Source organism: Methylobacterium sp. Leaf93, from assembly GCF_001422345.1.
GTDB lineage: Bacteria > Pseudomonadota > Alphaproteobacteria > Rhizobiales > Beijerinckiaceae > Methylobacterium > Methylobacterium bullatum.
Genome location: NZ_LMMS01000012.1, coordinates 138339 through 154477, shown reverse-complemented (window position 1 = coordinate 154477; position 16139 = coordinate 138339). Strand labels below are relative to the sequence as shown.

The following is a 16139-nucleotide window of genomic DNA, read 5'->3' as shown; positions in this document are numbered from 1 at the left end:
GATGTTCGACCCGCTCACGCGTCCGTCTCCGGCTTCTTGTCCATCCGGTTCTGCTTGTACCAGCTGTGGAAGCTCTGGCGGGGGCTGTCGGGCATTTCGCGGCCCTTCCCCCAGGTGTTGAGCGGATTGTAGACCGCAAAGCGCGGCAGTGCCCTGAGGGCGGAATCGGCGGCACCGATAGCGGCGCGGTAGGTGGCGGGCCGGCTCAGCACCTGCCCGGCCGCCTTCATCATGCCCTGCTTCAGCAGCGGGATCTGGTGCTCCTCCGCCAGGACCTTGCGCCAGGCGAAGATCTGCTCGTGAATGTTGATCTTCACCGGGCAGACATTGGTGCAACTGCCGTTCATGGTCGAGGAGAATGGCAGGGTCGAGTATTTCCGCTTGTTGAAGGTCGGGTCGATGATGAGGCCGATCGGGCCGGAATAGGTCGCGCCGTAGGAAAGGCCGCCGCTGCGCCGGTAGACCGGGCAGGTGTTCATGCAGGCGCCGCAGCGTATGCATTTGAGGGAGGTCCAGAACTCCTCCATGCCGAGCCGCTCGGAGCGGCCGTTGTCGACCAGCACGTAGTGCATCTCGCTGCCCTTGCGGGGGGCGCGAAAATGCGAAGTGTACTGGGTGATGGGCGAGCCGAGAGCCGAGCGCGCGAGCAGGCGCAGGAACACGCCCAGATGCTCGATGCGCGGGATCAGCTTCTCGATGCCGATGGAGTGAATCTGAAGCTTCGGCACGTTGCCCGAGAGATCGGCATTGCCCTCGTTGGTGCAGGTCACCACCGTGCCGGTCTCGGCAATGGCGAAGTTGCAGCCGGTCATGCCAGCATCCGCCTCGAGGATGAGCGGCCGCGTATGCATGCGCTGGCTCTCGGCCAGGTAATGGGCGTCGTCATTCTCCGGGTCGGTGCCCATGGTCTTGGCGAAGACGGCGGCCACGTCGAACCGGGTCTTGTGCACCGCCGGCACCACCACGTGGCTCGGCTCCTCGTTGTCGAGCTGCTGGATGCGCTCGCCGAGATCGGTCTCGATCACGTCGATGCCCGTGCCGGCCATGTAGTGCCGAAAGCCGCATTCTTCGGTGAGCATCGACTTCGACTTGATCAGCGACTTGGCGCCGTGATCCTTCAGGATGCCATGGACGATGCGGTTGTGCTCGGCCCCGTCCGCCGCCCAGTGGACATGGACGCCGTTGGCCTTCGCATTCGCCTCGAACTCCTCGAGATACCGGTCGAGATTCGACAGGGTGTGCGCCTTGATCCGCGAGGCGAGGTCGCGCAGCTCCTCCCATTCCGGAATACCGAAGGCCGCCGTGTCGCGCTTCTTGCGCAGGTCCCACAGGCGTTCGTCATGGGCCTTCTGGTGAAGCGGGGCAGCGAGGAAGCGCTCGGCAGCCTCGGCCTGATCGATCGGCCGATTGCCGCGGATTTTTGCGCCGCGCGGTTGCGCTTCGCGCACCGCCTTCGCCTTGGGCTCCGCGCCCATCGGCCTCGTGGTCGCTTCGGCATGGTCGAGGCGGCGCCCATCCTGGCCGCGCTCGCTCTCGTCGCCGGCCTTGGCGACGTCCGGATGGAGCAGGCGGTCGCGGGGGCCACTCTTCTCTTGCGCGCTCATGCCGTGGCTCCGTTGAGGATGCGGGCGATGTGGATGAACTTGAGCGGCACGCCGATCCGGGCGGCGCAGCCCTTCTGGTGCATCATGCAGGACGAGTCGGACGAGACGACGTATTCGGCCCCGGCGCGGCTGTGGTCGCTGACCTTGTCGTAGCCCATCTTGGCCGACACGGCCGGCTCGAACACGCTGAACGTGCCGCCGAAGCCGCAGCATTCGTCCGGCCGTGCCGGTGTGACGATCTCGATCCCCTTTACCTTGGCCAGGAGGTCCAGAGGCTTCGAATAGGCCGGCTTGTTGAGCTCCGAGGGCCGTGCGTGGTGGATGCCGCGCAGGGCGTTGCAGTTCGAATGGTAGCCGACCTTGTGCGGGAATTCGGCCCAGGGAAAGGCGTCGACCTTCAGCACGTCGTGGAGAAACTCCACCAGTTCGAAGGTCTTGCCCCGCACGTCCTTCACCTCGTCCGTCTGCGGGATCGCTGTGAGATGCTCGCGCACCTGATGCACGCACGAGCCGGACGGGGCGACGATGTAATCGAACGAGGCGAAGTTCCTAACGAAGAGCGCTTCCGTCGCCGCAGCCTCTGCATGGCAACCGGTATTGGTCATCGGCTGGCCGCAGCAGGTCTGATCGAAAGGATAGGCCACGTCGAGGCCGAAGCGTTCCAGTAGTTCCAGCGTCGCGATGCCGACTTCAGGCTCGAAAGCATCGACGTAGCACGGCACGAACAGTCCGATGCGCATGGAAACCGGTCTTCTCTCCTGGGATGCGGCCGCCGTTCAACCCGGAGGCCGCATCACCGTTCAGTTTGGATACGTTCAAAGATGGAGCGTGGTCTACCGGATGATGTTGGTCTTGGCGAGATCGAGAACCGAATCTCCTCGACCGCTCATCACCGCACGCAGCACGTAGAGGCTGAACCCCTTCACCTGCTGTCCGTCGATCTTCGGGGGGATCGAGAGTTCCTGGCGGTTGACCACCACGTCGAGCACCGCAGGGCCGTCATGGGCGAGCACATCCCGGACCGCGCCCTCTAGTTCAACCGGATCCTCCACCCGCACCGCGTGGAGACCGACGGCTCGCGCCATGGCGGCGAAGTCCGGATTCTCGAGGGCGACACCGGTCTCCAGATAGCCAGCGGCCTTCATCTCCATCTCGACGAAGCCGAGGGAGCCGTTGTTGTAGATCACGACCTTGAGCGGCAGCTTCTCCTGCCGCAGGGTGAGCAGGTCGCCCATCAGCATGGTGAACCCGCCGTCGCCCGAGAGAGACACCACCTGTCTGCCGGGACAGGCCGCCTGCGCGCCGATGCCCTGCGCCATGGCGTTGGCCATCGACCCATGGACCCAAGAACCGAGAAGACGGCGCTTGCCGTTCATCTTCAGGTAGCGTGCGGCCCAGATCGTCGGTGTGCCGACATCCGCCGTGAAGACGGCGTCGTCCGCCGCCGCCTCGCTGACGAGCTTGGTGAGGTATTGCGGATGGATCGGGGACTTGGCCGATTTCAGGCCGAACCAGCCCTTCGTGGGCGCGCCGGTGGCGAGATCGTCGAGGTCTTCGCGGGCCTTGGCGTAGTGCTTCAGGCTGGCATCAAGCCAGGCCCGGTCGGACTTGACGCCGAGCTTCGGTAGGAGCGCCGCGATCGTGTCGCGCACGTCGCCGACCAGGCCGAGATCGAGCTTCGTGCGCCGGCCGAGCTGGTTCGGCCGCAGATCGATCTGCGCCACCTTGGCGTGGGCCGGGTAGAACTGCTTGTAGGGAAAATCGGTGCCCAGCATCAGCAGCGTGTCGCAGTCGCGCATCGCCGCGTAGCCGGACGAGAAGCCGATGAGGCCGGTCATGCCGACATCGTAGGGGTTGTCGTATTCCACATATTCCTTGCCGCCGAGGGCATGGACGATGGGGCTCTTCAGGGCCTCGGCGAGCTGCAGCAGCTCGGCATGGGCGCCGGCGCAACCCCGGCCGCAGAGCAGCGTGATCTTCGACGACCCATCGAGAAGTTCGGCGAGCGCGTTGAGCTCGGCATCGGCGGGGCGGATCGTGGGCTTTGCCGGCAGCAGGCCGGCATTGGGCGCGATGGCGCGGGCCGGCGCATCCTTCAACGCCACGTCGCCGGGGATGATCACCACGGCAACACCGCGCTCTCCCACCGCGGCGCGGATGGCGTTCTCGAGGACGAAGGGCAGCTGCGACGGATCGGACACGGTTTCGCAGTAATGGCTGCACTGCGCGAACAGGGCCTTCGGGTCCGTCTCCTGGAAGTAGCCTGAGCCGATCTCGGCCGAGGGAATATGCGCGGCGATGGCCAGGACCGGCGTCCGGGTCCTGTGGCAATCGAACAGCCCGTTGACGAGATGGACATGGCCGGGGCCGCAGGAACCGGCGCAGACCGCCAGCTCTCCCGTGATCTGGCTTTCCGCGCCCGCCGCGAAGGCTCCGACCTCTTCGTGGCGCACATGCACCCAGTCGATGACGCCCCGCGCCCGGATCGACTCGGTGATGGCGTTGAGACTGTCGCCGACGACACCGTAGATCCGCCGCACGCCCACCTGCTGCAAGGTTTCGACGACGAGATCCGCGACGATGTCGATTTTCATGGCTCACGCTCCTGCTTCACAAGCCGAACGATGATGCGCCGCACACGTTCCCGTCCGGCGGATACGAGGCGCCGGGACGGGTCAATCCGCGATGTCGCCGATGCCCGGAGCGATCACGGCAAAGAGATCGCCGAGGGTGGCGAGGCTCGCGGCCTGCAGAGCGCTCGCGCTCACCACCGAACCATCGGGGCCGGGCAGGGAACGGGTGGCGGTGGTGGACGCCACCACCGTGGGGCTGAAGCCGAGGTTGAAGGCGCCGCGCGCCGTCGAGTTGATGCACATATGCGTCATGAATCCGGCGAGCAGCACCGACTGTACGCCGGATTCCTCGAGATGCTTCTGCAGGTTCGTGCCGACGAAGGCGTTGGGGTAGTTCTTGACGATGACCGTCTCGCCGGCTTGCGGCGCCACCTCGTCGCTGATCCGCCCGATTGCGGCGGAGATGTCATAGGGCGAGCCCTGCCCGGCATCGTGCTGGATGTGGACAATGGGGATGCCGGCCTCCCTGGCACGGTCGAGGAGTTCGCGCGCGGCGCGGATGGCGGGCTCCACCTGCTCCAGCCGCATGATTCCCTCGCGGTAGGTGTTCTGCAGGTCGATCATGATCAGGGCGGAGGCGCGCAATCGGGCCGGCGCCGGGCTCAGGCCCGAGACGTCGCGAAGGGTCTTGAGGTCTGGCATGGCGAGGTTCCGATCTGTCGAAGGCATGATGGGCGTAAGAACGCGGCGGGGGAGGAGACCCCATCCACCGTCGACGTCAATCCCATTCGTCACGGCGGGGGGGGGGCCGCACCCGGTCGGAGCGTAAGGCTCGCGTTCGCGCCTTTCTCAATCACGAAATCGCGCGTTCAAGCACCGGGTCGCCGTCGGGTGGTCCAGGTAGCGAAAATGTCAGAATTTGTTCAGCGGTCGGGTGTCTTGATGCAGCACGCCCCGAGGTGAAGCTGTGGTCCCGAGGGGATGCGATCCGGAGTTGATGTCATGAAACACGTGAAGACTTTCGGCCTCGTCGGCGCCGTCATCGGTGGCCTGACGATGGCTGCCGCGAGCACGACGACAGCCCAGGCCGCCGGCGGCTGCGGCTACGGTTTTTATCCGTCCGCGTTCGGATGCCGGGCCACATCCCGTGCGTTCGGCTACTACGCGCCTCGTCCGGTGCCGGTCTACGGCTATGGCTACGGCTATAGGCCCCGTCCGTTTTACCGGCCTTACGCCTATGGCCCCCGCCCCTATTATGGCTACGCCCCCCGACCCTACGTGCGGTTCGGCTACTGAGCGGTGAAGGGCTATGCTCCCGGCCGGGCCGGGAGCATCTTTGCCCATCGGCAAGGACCAGGGTGCATCCGTGGTGATCCACAAGGCGCTTCCGAGACAATCGGAGGCGCCTTCTTCATGTCCTGAAAGGAAGCGGAGACCGAGGTACCCGGATCAGCCTCGCGTCATCACCGCGAAAGCGTGCATGGCGACCCCGGTTGGGCTCGAACCAACGACCTGCCGCTTAGAAGGCGGCTGCTCTATCCAGCTGAGCTACGGAGTCGGGGTGCCGCGCCCCGTCTAGCACCGCCCTCCCGACCTGTCATTAGCCTCCGGCGAACCCAAGCTTCACACAGCGAGAGCTTGCCGGCGGGAGCGACGACGTCCGTTCGGTCGCCTTGGCGGGAGCCGGTCTGGGACCCGCAGCCTCAGCGATCTCGGGACCGGGCCTGGCATGCCGCTCAGGCCTCCTGGTCATCTTCGGCTTTACCTGGGCAAGCTTGCGCAGTCGAGTTCTTGTCAGCGACGGTTGCACAGGAGGTCCGCTATGTAACTGTAAGGCTATGGGCGGGCACAGTCGGCGCGTTCTCGGCAGGGGGCATCGACGGGGCTCGCCATCGACGCCGCCGAGGCGGCAGATGCCTTCCTAAGCCGTGACCGAGACGGTAAAGCCGAACGACCCGATGGCGCAGTCTCCTTGCCAGCGGTACCGAACCCGAATTGCCGGACTTCCGGCAGACCTCCCAGCGACCGTGACGATGAAGGGGAGCGTGCGACGCCACCGGCTCTCCCCGGTTTCAATGCGGAGATCGATGGTACAAGGCCAAACCGACAGTGAATAATGAACCTGCTCCGCATCTGTTGCTTACCGACCGTCAGCTCTCAGGGCAGCAGCAAAGATATTCAGCAAAGCTGTCTCGTCACTATAAAGCCCACTCCCGGCATTGTGCTGGGAATGGGCCTTTTTGTCATCGATCAGATACATCCGACGTCGCCCAAACAGGCGCCGTCAGGTAAGAATCAGGCCGCCTGCTTCTTGCGGGGGCCACGGCGCTTCTTCTCAGGCGGGGCGGCGACGGCTTCCTCCTCCGGCTCGCTCACGACTTCCTCGGGCGCTGCCTTGGATACGGGGGATACGGTTTTGCGACGCTGCTGACCGAGACCAAGGGCGCGAGCCAATTCCGAACGCTGTTCGGAATAGGCAGCCGACGTCATCGGGTAGTCTGGCTGCAGGCCCCATTTGGCCCGGTACTGTTCGGGGGTCAGCCCGCGCAGGGTGAGGTGCCGCCGAAGCGTCTTGTACTGCTTGCCGTCCTCGAAGCTGACCAAGTAATCCGGCGTCACGGAGCGGCGGATTTCCTGTGGTGTCGCCTTCGGCGGGCCGGTCTCAGCGGCAGGCGCGCTGCTCGTGCTCACCGAGCGGATAGCCTCGTGCACATCGCTAAGGAGCTTAGGCAGTTCGGCGCTCTGGACGTGATTGTTGCTGACATACGCGGAGACGATATCCGCTGCCAAGGTGATGAGACGGGCTGAGTCGGTGTCGGATTCACTCATGATATTCGCGCCATCGGTTCGCTATGTTGATACTGTACGCTAGCCTATGCTCCGTTCGCGCGTCTAGCAAGATGTTATTGAAAGAAATCCACTGGTTTACGGATCAATCGTTCAAATATTTCGCCTGTTCGCCGTCTGCGAGCCCCATATCGTTGGTTGCGCATACGTTTGGAGGGCGAAGCGAACAGAATTTGTCGCTCGTTCTGCCGCAATAGAGTGTCACGGAAGCCCGTTCAACATGGGGCCAAGCGAAGGACGGCGTGAAGAACTTTGCCACCGGGACGCTGCATCGATAAAAACAGTCTCAACCAATCATTGCAGACTTTTTGGCCTCCGAGCCCCGGGCGGTCGAGCCTCGCGTTCATGGCAATCGATCCCAATTATGGACATGTTTGATAAAGGCCCATGTACGGACATCGCGCGGTCGCCAACCGCAATGGTCGCTCTCCCTTTGGCGGTGCGTCCGTTGAAGTATCGGTCAGAACGCTCCCCTTCCAACACTTGCCGGTCTACGAACGAGTCGGACACATAACGCTTGGCAGCCCTCGCATCGCGATCGCCATGGTCTATGCCATCAGATTGCACGTAGTCTGCGGCGATGTATACTCTCATAAAGTCGTATGTATGTTCTCCCACTATGATTTAAGCTGAATGGTCATATGGTGCGGCAAGTCTGTTTGTATCTCTTCCGTCTGAAATCGTTTCCACCACAGGACAAACGATCATCTTGTCACAGGACCGATCAGGGCCAGTCGGCAATGGTCAGAGGATCGGCAGTGGATCCTGCTTCGCTCGCCACAGATGAATGAGCCTTCACTTTCACAGAATAACCGAGCATCGACCGCTAACTTGCTCGGCGATGAACAGTTCCTTGGCTGTGCATTTAAATCGTATCTTCAGACAATAAAAATCGATCGGTCTTGCTAGCTTCAAGCTCGCATTTTGCAAAATAGTTCGCTCGTCACTGGTCTCTCGGCATCAGAAAGCCGGGCCGTGTCTGGAGGTGACGGCAGGCGACTTCGCTGGAATGCGATCGACAGGTGATGGCGGTGCCTCAGTAGGCTGGCACCGATGCAATTCAAGCGCGTGGAGATAGTGGGGACTGGGCGCCTGCAGGAATAGATCGGCGCGAGGCGAGAGACGGCTTCTGCAATGGGCGGAAGACGGTGCTGTGCCTCTTCTGGATGACCGAATCGTACTTTTCCGGTACCCGACCGGTCGCATGCTACGGGTTGATCCTCGGGGAGACCCTCGATGATGGTGCTGAACGAACCAGCGGGAGCTGTTTTCCCGGTCCCTGGCATCGCGATATGCCGTCGTCGTGCGAGATAATCATTGCTACGGGCGGGAGCGTAACGATCGGGCGGATTGGGGCATGTCCGGCACCAATGATATGATGTGATTCGACCTCTTCCCCAATCCGCCTCGCGATATCAATCCAGACCGAGCATGAGGCCGATATTCTGCACGGCGGCACCCGATGCGCCTTTGCCGAGATTGTCGAGCCGGGCCAAGAGCAATGCCTGAGCATGGTCAGGCGTACCATAAACACGTAATTCGAGGTGATCGCTGTCGTTCAGAGCTTCGGCGTGCGGCTTGTCGTCCGGATTGGTCTGAACCACGGTTACCATCGTGCTTCCGGCGTAATGCGTGGTGAGGGCCGCTTGCAGCGCAGCAGCATCCGGATGCCCCGGAAGGATATCGAGGTGGAGCGGGATACTCACCAGCATGCCCTGGCGAAAGTTTCCCACGGACGGGATGAAGATCGGCCGGCGGGTCAGGCCGCCATAGACCTGCAGTTCCGGCAGATGCTTGTGAGCAAAGCCGAGACCATAGAGCTGAAAAGCCGGTGCCTCTCCGGCCTCATAAGCCTCGATCATGTTTTTGCCGCCGCCGCTATAGCCGCTAACCGCGTTGACGCTGATGGGCGTATCGGGCGGCAGCAATCCGGCATCGACCAGTGGCCGCACGAGAGCGATGGCACCGGTCGGATAGCAGCCGGGATTCGCAACGCGCCGCGCCTCGCGGATCACGTGTGCCTGTCCGGCATTCAATTCGGCAAAACCGTAAGCCCAGCCAGGGCTGACGCGATGGGCGGTGCTCGCATCCAGAATGCGGGGGCCGCCATTGGGCAGGCCATCGGCCAAGGCCACCGTTTCCTTCGCCGCATCGTCGGGCAGGCAGAGAACGACGAGATCCACATCTGCCAGAAGGGCGCGTTTGACCGCTATGTCCTTGCGGCTCTCGTGCGGGATGCTCTTCAGGGAAACACGGCCTTCGCGCTCCAGGCGTTCGCGAATGCCGAGGCCGGTGGTCCCGGCCTCGCCATCGATGAACACTGTAGGCTTCGCCACTGCGCTCTCACTCATTCCAAAAGTCCCGTTCGTCTCGCCTGGGATGGGAGCCGCCCTGCGCGTTCGCGGGGTGGAGGCTGCGGCCTCTCAAGTCAACATCGCGGTTCTACGACGTTTCCGGCTGCGCCGCCTGTATCGTGTTGCTTTTTCACGGATTGATGACACGCCGTCCACCGGGAACCGGCCCCCTCGGTGCAGGTTGATCGCACGGAAACAAGCATAGGCTCGAACGATGGCGGCCAGCGCCGAAAAGACCGACCCTAAACTATGGGACAGGATCAAGTCCGAGGTGACCGCTTCCGACAAGGGAGGCAAGGCTGGGCAATGGTCGGCCCGCAAGGCTCAGGCGGCAACGAAGGCTTATAAGGAGGCCGGAGGCGGCTACAAGGGCAAGAAATCCGACGAGAACAGCCTGACGCAATGGTCGAACGAGGAATGGGATACGAAATCCGGCAAGCCCAGCGGTGAGACCGGGGAGCGCTATCTTCCAAAGAAGGCCCGCTCATCCTTGTCGAAGGACGAGTATGACCGCTCCACGAGAAAGAAGCGCGCGGACACCAAGGACGGCAAGCAGTTCTCCAATCAGCCAAGGGATGTGGCCGAGAAATCCGCGGCCGCCAGGAAGGCCGGGACCAAGCAAGGAAGGGCGTCCGGCGGCCCGACGAAGGCGGAGCTGATGCGGAAGGCCAAGTCCGCGAACATTCGTGGCCGGTCAACCATGTCGAAGGACGAACTCGAAAAGGCGCTTCATGTCGCGTGACCGCATGGCCATGCGGATGCCCAAGCTCGTCTTCCATATCCGTTTTGAACGGAACTGAACCGCGCGGAGTTCTGCCCCAGACATCACCCGCCGTTCAGGAATTTGCCTAGATGATCGCCAGACCCGTCGTTCTCAGCCTATGTCTCGCCCTGTCTCCGACGGGAGCCGTCGTCGCGCGGATCATCGAAGCGCCGGCTGGCATCGGTACCGTTCCGTCGAGCCGCGGTGAGGCTTTGGCACCGGAGGGTGGGCACAGCCAGGCGCCGTCGAGCGGGACAATTCCAGCCAACGGACCTGCGGAAAAATCTCCTGCCAGCAAGGTTCCCGTCGGTGGCGCGGGCGCGGCAACGGGCACATCGTCCGGCGCGGGCGTCGGCACCGGCGTTGGCGGTCCGCCGGGAACCGGTGGCCTGCCCGGCACCGGCGGAACCTCGGGTGGCCCGGGCGGGATCAATCGCTGACCTGACTGGCACATCCGCGTCGCGGCGCTTCCCGCAATTCTGAAACTCGAAAGGCTACGCCATGCTTATCCGCCCGACCCTCGTTTTCGCAGGTCTTGCATCTTTCACAGTTTTGGCGACTGGCCTGAGCACGGCCGAAGCGTCGTGCCTGCGACAGGTCACTAACCGGTCCACAATGACCTTGGTGGTGGGCCAGAGTAGCGGATCCACTATGACGGTTCGCCCCGGCACCACCCGGTCGATCAGGCTCGACGGGCCGGCCCCTGTTGATATCTCGGGCTATTGTGGCGGAGTGCCGCGTGGTGGCGTACCCCTCGAACAACCTGTCCTTCAGCGAAGCTTCGCTGTGACTGCCGTGAAGGACCGCTGCTTCTACCAAGTCGGCAATGGCTTCTTCGAGCGTGAGCTTGGTCCAAGCTTCTTCCCGCGTGAAGATACAGGCGCTTTTGCCCTCAACAATCCGCGTCAGGGAGATCTTGCAGTCGGCCCATCCGCTGTCGCCTGCGCCACCATACGTTGAGAGACGCACTGGAACGAGAAAGGCCCGCATGCATGGCATGCGGGCCTTTCTTCGTAGAGCCTCTCACCCCGACGTCAGTAAGCAGCGACCTTCCGGTTGATGGCGAGCGCGCACAGGGTCGCGACTGCGCCGGACAGGAGGTACACGCCAACCCAGGCCAAGCCGAAGCGGCTCGACAGACTGAGCGCCACGAGCGGCGCGAAGCCGGCTCCGATCAGCCAGGCGAGGTCCGAGGTGAGCGCAGCGCCGGTATAGCGGTAGCGCGTTCCAAGATACTCGGTCACGGAGCCGGAGGTCTGGCCGTAGGAGAGGCCGAGCAGACCGAAGCCGACGAGGACGTAGATCGTCTGACCAGTCTCGCTGTCGCCGAACAGCAGGGGCGCGAGGATGCTGGCGAGGCTGAACAGGCCGATGAGGCTGGCGGCGATTCCCACCAGCCTGCGCCGGCCCACCTGATCCGCCACGATTCCCGAGATCACGATCGCGCCAGCAAAGACGATGGAGCCGACGAACTGTACCAGCAGGAACTCTCCGGCCGAGCGTTTCGTGAACAAGGTGATCCAGCTGATCGGGAAGATGCTGACGAGGTGGAACAGCGCGAAACTCGCCAGCGGCACGAAAGCGCCGATGAGGACGGTCCGGCCCTGTGCGCGAATCATCTCCCAGACCGGGGTCGGGGCGAGTTCGCGGGTCTCGAGCAGCTGAGTGAACTCCTCCGTCGCGACGAGGCGAAGCCGGGCGAAGAGGGCGACCACGTTCACCGCGAAGGCGACGTAGAACGGATACCGCCAGCCCCAATCCAGGAAGTCGTCCATGGTCAGATTGGCGAGGAAGAACGAGAATAGAGCACTGGCGAGCCCGAAGCCGATGGGCGCTCCAAGCTGCGGGATCATCGCGTACCAGCCCTTGCGATCGCTGGGTGCCTTGATCGACAGGAGCGAAGCCAGGCCGTCCCAGGCTCCCCCGAGGGCGAGCCCCTGCCCTATCCGAAAGGCAGCGAGCAGCCAGATCGAGGCCATGCCGATGCTGTGATAGGTCGGCAGAAAGGCGATCGACACCGTAGAGCCGCCGAGCAGGAACAGGGCGATGGTCAGCTTCACACCCCGCCCGTGCCGCCGGTCGATCTCCATGAAGATCACCGAACCGATGGGCCGCGCGACGAAGGCGAGGGCGAAGAGAGCGAACGCGTAGAGCGTCCCATCCAGCGCCGGCACGAACGGGAAGAAGACCTTCGGGAAGATCAATACCGAGGCGATGCCGAAGACGAAGAAGTCGAAGAACTCCGACGTCCGGCCGATGAGGACGCCGACGGCAATGTCGCCGGGGGCGACTTCGGGTTCGGTAGCGCCGGCCCGGGCACCTGTGCTCAGATGCGGCGGGGTCGGCAACGCGTAATCTTGGCTCATGGACGGCCACATTCGCTGCTTGAAGGGTGGGAGGACACGCCGCACTTGGCGCGCCCCTGTGTTCCGATTATGAAGGCTTGTTGCACTGCGGCAAAGCGATGCAACGGAACGTTTCGCGGATCGCTATGGCATATTGTCCGCGATTGATGCTCCCCTTCTTACTGCCTCTCGTCTGAGAAATCAGCTATGCTCTAAACGCCCGGCTGATTGAAGCCGCAGGCCCTTGCCAGGGCGCCTTTGCACTGCGCAGGAGAAGCCCGTATCGAACCGGTGTCGCGGTAAGCGGTCCGGTCCGAACCGCCGCTTTTCGTAAACCAGATGTTTCCTCCCGACGTTCCGTCCACGGACGTCTCACTGCAGCCGGTCGGATGTCATCCAGATCCTTGCGCGCTCTCGCTATCCTGCCTCTCGTGGCCCTCCTGTCGGGCTGCAACATGGTCGTCATGCAACCCGCGGGCGACATCGCCACGCGCCAGCGTGACCTGATCGTTGCCTCGACGGGGCTGATGCTGCTGATCATCTTACCCGTGATCGCATTCACGCTCTTCTTCGCCTGGCGCTACCGTCAGTCGAACACCGAAGCCGAGTACGATCCGGACTGGCACCACTCGACGCAGCTCGAGGTGCTGATCTGGTCCGCCCCGCTCGTGATCATCATCGCCCTTGGCGCGCTGACCTGGATCAGCACGCATACGCTCGATCCCTACCGGCCCCTCAGCCGCATCGACGCCTCGCGGCCCCTCTCGCCGGATGTGAAGCCGTTGACCGTGGAGGTCGTGGCCCTCGACTGGAAATGGCTGTTCTTCTACCCCGATCTCGGCATCGCCACGGTGAACGAGCTCGCGGCACCGGTGGATGTACCGATCAACTTCAAGATCACCTCGGCCTCCATGATGAACTCGTTCTTCATCCCGGCGCTGGCGGGGCAGATTTACGCCATGGCCGGCATGGAGACGAAGTTGCACGCCGTCATCAACAAGGCTGGCGTCTATGAAGGCTTCTCGGCCAATTACAGCGGCGAGGGCTTCTCGCGGATGAACTTCAAGTTCCACGGCGTAACCCAGGAAGGGTTCGACCAGTGGGTGGCCAAGGCGAAAGCCGAGGGTAAGGAGCTCACCCGCGACGCCTTCATCGCGCTGGAAAAGCCGAGCGAGCGTGAGCCGGTGAGCTACTACTCCTCCGTCGCTCCAGGCCTCTACAACGCGATCCTCAACATGTGTGTCATCGAGGGTAAGATGTGCATGGGCGAGATGATGAGCATCGATTCAAAGGGCGGCGCCGGCAAGGAAAGCCACGCCAACCAAGAGCGGCTCCGCTACGACAACCGTCATGCCGTCCGCGGCGAGGAGGCGCAGGGTGCGACGTTCCCTGCCTCCGAGAAGAAGCCGCGTACCCAAGAGGTCGACCCCGCCAAGGGGCATGACCACCACCACGACCATTCCGGGCCGGACACGAAGCAAAGAGACCCTGCCCCGGCACAATTGAACCGCTAGGCCGACGCGATGACGCGCGGCCTTCGGGACAGGCGCGTCACGGCGACGGCACCACTAAATTGAACCCATGAGAGACGGGTACCGAGTCGATCGGTACGTCCCCTCGCCGACAACCGGGAACGAAGCGATCCCATGTTTGCCAATCTCGATCTTCAGAAGCTCGTCTTCGGGCGCCTGACTCTCGAAGCCATCCCATATCACGAGCCGATCCTGCTCGTGACCTTCATCGGCGTCGCCATCGGTGGCGTCGGGCTTCTGGGCCTCATCACCTACATGCGCTGGTGGGGTCCGCTGTGGCGCGACTGGTTCACCTCCGTCGACCACAAGAAGATCGGCATCATGTATGTGGTGCTCGCCCTGGTGATGCTGCTTCGCGGCTTCTCCGATGCGCTCCTCATGCGTTCGCAACAGGCCATGGCGTTCGGTGCCAACGAAGGCTATCTGCCGCCGCATCATTACGATCAGATCTTCACCGCCCATGGCGTGATCATGATCTTCTTCGTGGCGATGCCCCTGGTCACCGGCCTGATGAACTTCGTCGTGCCGCTGCAGATCGGCGCGCGCGACGTGTCGTTCCCGTTCCTCAACAATTTCAGCTTCTGGATGACCGTCAGCGGTGCCGCGACGATCATGGCCTCGCTGTTCGTCGGCGAGTTCGCCCGCACCGGATGGCTCGCCTATCCCCCGCTCTCCGGCCCTGCCGGCAGCCCGGGCGTGGGCGTCGACTATTATATCTGGGGTCTCCAGATCGCCGGTATCGGCACCCTGCTCTCGGGGATCAACCTGATCGCTACCATCGTGAAGATGCGTGCCCCCGGCATGACGATGATGAAGATGCCGATCTTCACCTGGACCGCCCTCTGTACGAACATCCTCATCGTCGCCGCATTCCCGATCCTCACGGCCGTTCTCGCGCTGCTCTCCCTCGACCGCTACGTGGGCACGCACTTCTTCTCGAACGACCTCGGCGGCAACCCGATGATGTACGTGAACCTCATCTGGATCTGGGGTCACCCGGAGGTCTACATCCTGATCCTGCCGGCGTTCGGCGTCTTCTCGGAGATCGTCTCGACCTTCTCCGGCAAGCGGCTCTTCGGCTACGCGTCCATGGTCTACGCCACCGTGGTCATCACGATCCTGTCCTACCTCGTCTGGCTGCACCACTTCTTCACGATGGGCTCGGGCGCCTCCGTGAATTCGTTCTTCGGCATCACGACGATGATCATCTCGATCCCGACGGGGGCGAAGCTCTTCAACTGGCTCTTCACCATGTACAAGGGCCGCATCCGCTTCGAGGAGCCGATGCTCTGGGCCATCGGCTTCATGGTGACCTTCACCATCGGCGGCATGACCGGCGTTCTGCTCGCCGTGCCCCCGGCCGATTTCGTGCTGCACAACAGCCTGTTCCTCATCGCCCACTTCCACAACGTCATCATCGGCGGCGTGCTGTTCGGCATGCTGGCCGGCATCACCTACTGGTTCCCGAAGGCCTTCGGCTTCCGGCTCGACCCGTTCTGGGGGAAGATGTCGTTCTGGTTCTGGCTCTCGGGCTTCTACTTCGCCTTCATGCCGCTCTACGTCCTCGGCCTGATGGGCGTGACCCGCCGCGTCCAGCATTTCGACGACCCGTCGCTGCAGATCTGGTTCATCATCGCCGCCTTCGGCGCCGGTCTGATCGCCCTCGGCATCCTCTCCTTCATCATCCAGCTCGTGGTGAGCTTCATGCGGCGCGAAGCATTGCGTGACCACACCGGCGATCCGTGGGGCGGCCGGACCCTCGAATGGTCGACCTCCTCCCCGCCGCCGGACTACAACTTCGCCTTCACGCCGGTGATCCACGACCACGATGCGTGGTCGGACATGAAGCGTCGCGGCTATGCGCGACCGCTCAAGGGCTTCCGTCCGATCCACATGCCAAAGAACACCGGTACGGGCATGATCCTGGGTATCCTCAGCATCGGCTTCTCGTTCGGTATGATCTGGTACATCTGGTGGCTTGCGGCGCTGACCTTCATCGCCATGGCCGTCGTCGCCATCGGTCACACGTTCAACTACAACCGCGACTTCTACATCTCGGCCGACGCCGTCATCGGTACCGAGACTGAACGGACGCGGATGCTCGAAGGTCGGGTCTGAGAA

Annotated in this window: 11 protein-coding genes and 1 tRNA gene; 4 read left to right on the top strand and 8 right to left on the bottom strand. The window is 63.1% G+C overall.

Going from position 1 to position 16139, the window contains the following annotated elements:
• Positions 1-14: 14 nt before the first annotated feature.
• From ASF26_RS09335 to ASF26_RS09320, 4 genes are all read right to left on the bottom strand, one after another.
• Positions 15-1604, bottom strand: a complete 1590-nt coding sequence (locus ASF26_RS09335) for a lactate utilization protein B (protein WP_056252556.1) — start codon at positions 1602-1604, stop codon at positions 15-17.
• Complete coding sequence (locus ASF26_RS09330; RefSeq protein WP_056252553.1) at positions 1601-2344, bottom strand: (Fe-S)-binding protein; 744 nt, start codon at positions 2342-2344, stop codon at positions 1601-1603. The genes ASF26_RS09335 and ASF26_RS09330 overlap by 4 nt, the downstream gene beginning before the upstream one ends.
• Positions 2345-2437: 93 nt before the next feature.
• Positions 2438-4198, bottom strand: a complete 1761-nt coding sequence (poxB, locus tag ASF26_RS09325) for a ubiquinone-dependent pyruvate dehydrogenase (protein ID WP_056252550.1) — start codon at positions 4196-4198, stop codon at positions 2438-2440.
• Between the two features lie 81 nt (positions 4199-4279).
• Positions 4280-4879: a cysteine hydrolase family protein gene (locus ASF26_RS09320; RefSeq protein ID WP_056252547.1), complete on the bottom strand. Its 600-nt coding sequence runs from the start codon at positions 4877-4879 to the stop codon at positions 4280-4282.
• A gap of 300 nt (positions 4880-5179) precedes the next feature.
• Between ASF26_RS09320 and ASF26_RS09315 the strand changes: the two genes are divergently transcribed.
• Complete coding sequence (locus ASF26_RS09315) at positions 5180-5473, top strand: hypothetical protein (RefSeq protein WP_056252545.1); 294 nt, start codon at positions 5180-5182, stop codon at positions 5471-5473.
• Positions 5474-5658: 185 nt separating this feature from the next.
• Here ASF26_RS09315 and ASF26_RS09310 read toward each other — a convergent pair.
• The 3 genes from ASF26_RS09310 to argC form a co-directional block, all read right to left on the bottom strand.
• A tRNA-Arg gene (locus ASF26_RS09310) sits at positions 5659-5735 on the bottom strand.
• Positions 5736-6472: 737 nt separating this feature from the next.
• The gene (locus ASF26_RS09305) at positions 6473-7006 is read right to left on the bottom strand and encodes a MucR family transcriptional regulator (RefSeq protein ID WP_056158029.1); all 534 of its coding nucleotides are present in this window, start codon (positions 7004-7006) and stop codon (positions 6473-6475) included.
• A 1433-nt stretch (positions 7007-8439) separates the two neighbouring features.
• Positions 8440-9375, bottom strand: a complete 936-nt coding sequence (gene argC, locus ASF26_RS09300) for an N-acetyl-gamma-glutamyl-phosphate reductase (protein WP_056252543.1) — start codon at positions 9373-9375, stop codon at positions 8440-8442.
• A gap of 217 nt (positions 9376-9592) precedes the next feature.
• Here argC and ASF26_RS09295 point away from each other — a divergent pair, with 217 nt between their 5' ends.
• A complete protein-coding gene (locus tag ASF26_RS09295) occupies positions 9593-10120 on the top strand; it encodes a hypothetical protein (protein WP_056252542.1) in 528 nt (175 codons plus the stop codon).
• Between the two features lie 1055 nt (positions 10121-11175).
• Here ASF26_RS09295 and ASF26_RS09290 read toward each other — a convergent pair.
• On the bottom strand, positions 11176-12507 hold the full coding sequence (locus ASF26_RS09290; RefSeq protein ID WP_056252539.1) for an MFS transporter: 1332 nt from the start codon (positions 12505-12507) through the stop codon (positions 11176-11178).
• Positions 12508-12875: 368 nt separating this feature from the next.
• Here ASF26_RS09290 and cyoA point away from each other — a divergent pair, with 368 nt between their 5' ends.
• A complete protein-coding gene (cyoA, locus tag ASF26_RS09285; protein ID WP_056252537.1) occupies positions 12876-14000 on the top strand; it encodes a ubiquinol oxidase subunit II in 1125 nt (374 codons plus the stop codon).
• A 132-nt stretch (positions 14001-14132) separates the two neighbouring features.
• Entirely contained in the window at positions 14133-16136 is a 2004-nt protein-coding gene (gene cyoB, locus ASF26_RS09280; RefSeq protein WP_018042804.1) for a cytochrome o ubiquinol oxidase subunit I, read from the top strand.
• Positions 16137-16139 lie beyond the last annotated feature (3 nt).

Coding starts and splice junctions, on each gene's coding strand:
- ASF26_RS09335 (WP_056252556.1), bottom strand. CDS start 1,604: ATGAGCGCGCAAGAGAAGAGTGGCCCCCGCGACCGCCTGCTCCATCCG.
- ASF26_RS09330 (WP_056252553.1), bottom strand. CDS start 2,344: ATGCGCATCGGACTGTTCGTGCCGTGCTACGTCGATGCTTTCGAGCCT.
- poxB (WP_056252550.1), bottom strand. CDS start 4,198: ATGAAAATCGACATCGTCGCGGATCTCGTCGTCGAAACCTTGCAGCAG.
- ASF26_RS09320 (WP_056252547.1), bottom strand. CDS start 4,879: ATGCCAGACCTCAAGACCCTTCGCGACGTCTCGGGCCTGAGCCCGGCG.
- ASF26_RS09315 (WP_056252545.1), top strand. CDS start 5,180: ATGAAACACGTGAAGACTTTCGGCCTCGTCGGCGCCGTCATCGGTGGC.
- ASF26_RS09305 (WP_056158029.1), bottom strand. CDS start 7,006: ATGAGTGAATCCGACACCGACTCAGCCCGTCTCATCACCTTGGCAGCG.
- argC (WP_056252543.1), bottom strand. CDS start 9,375: ATGAGTGAGAGCGCAGTGGCGAAGCCTACAGTGTTCATCGATGGCGAG.
- ASF26_RS09295 (WP_056252542.1), top strand. CDS start 9,593: ATGGCGGCCAGCGCCGAAAAGACCGACCCTAAACTATGGGACAGGATC.
- ASF26_RS09290 (WP_056252539.1), bottom strand. CDS start 12,507: ATGAGCCAAGATTACGCGTTGCCGACCCCGCCGCATCTGAGCACAGGT.
- cyoA (WP_056252537.1), top strand. CDS start 12,876: ATGTCATCCAGATCCTTGCGCGCTCTCGCTATCCTGCCTCTCGTGGCC.
- cyoB (WP_018042804.1), top strand. CDS start 14,133: ATGTTTGCCAATCTCGATCTTCAGAAGCTCGTCTTCGGGCGCCTGACT.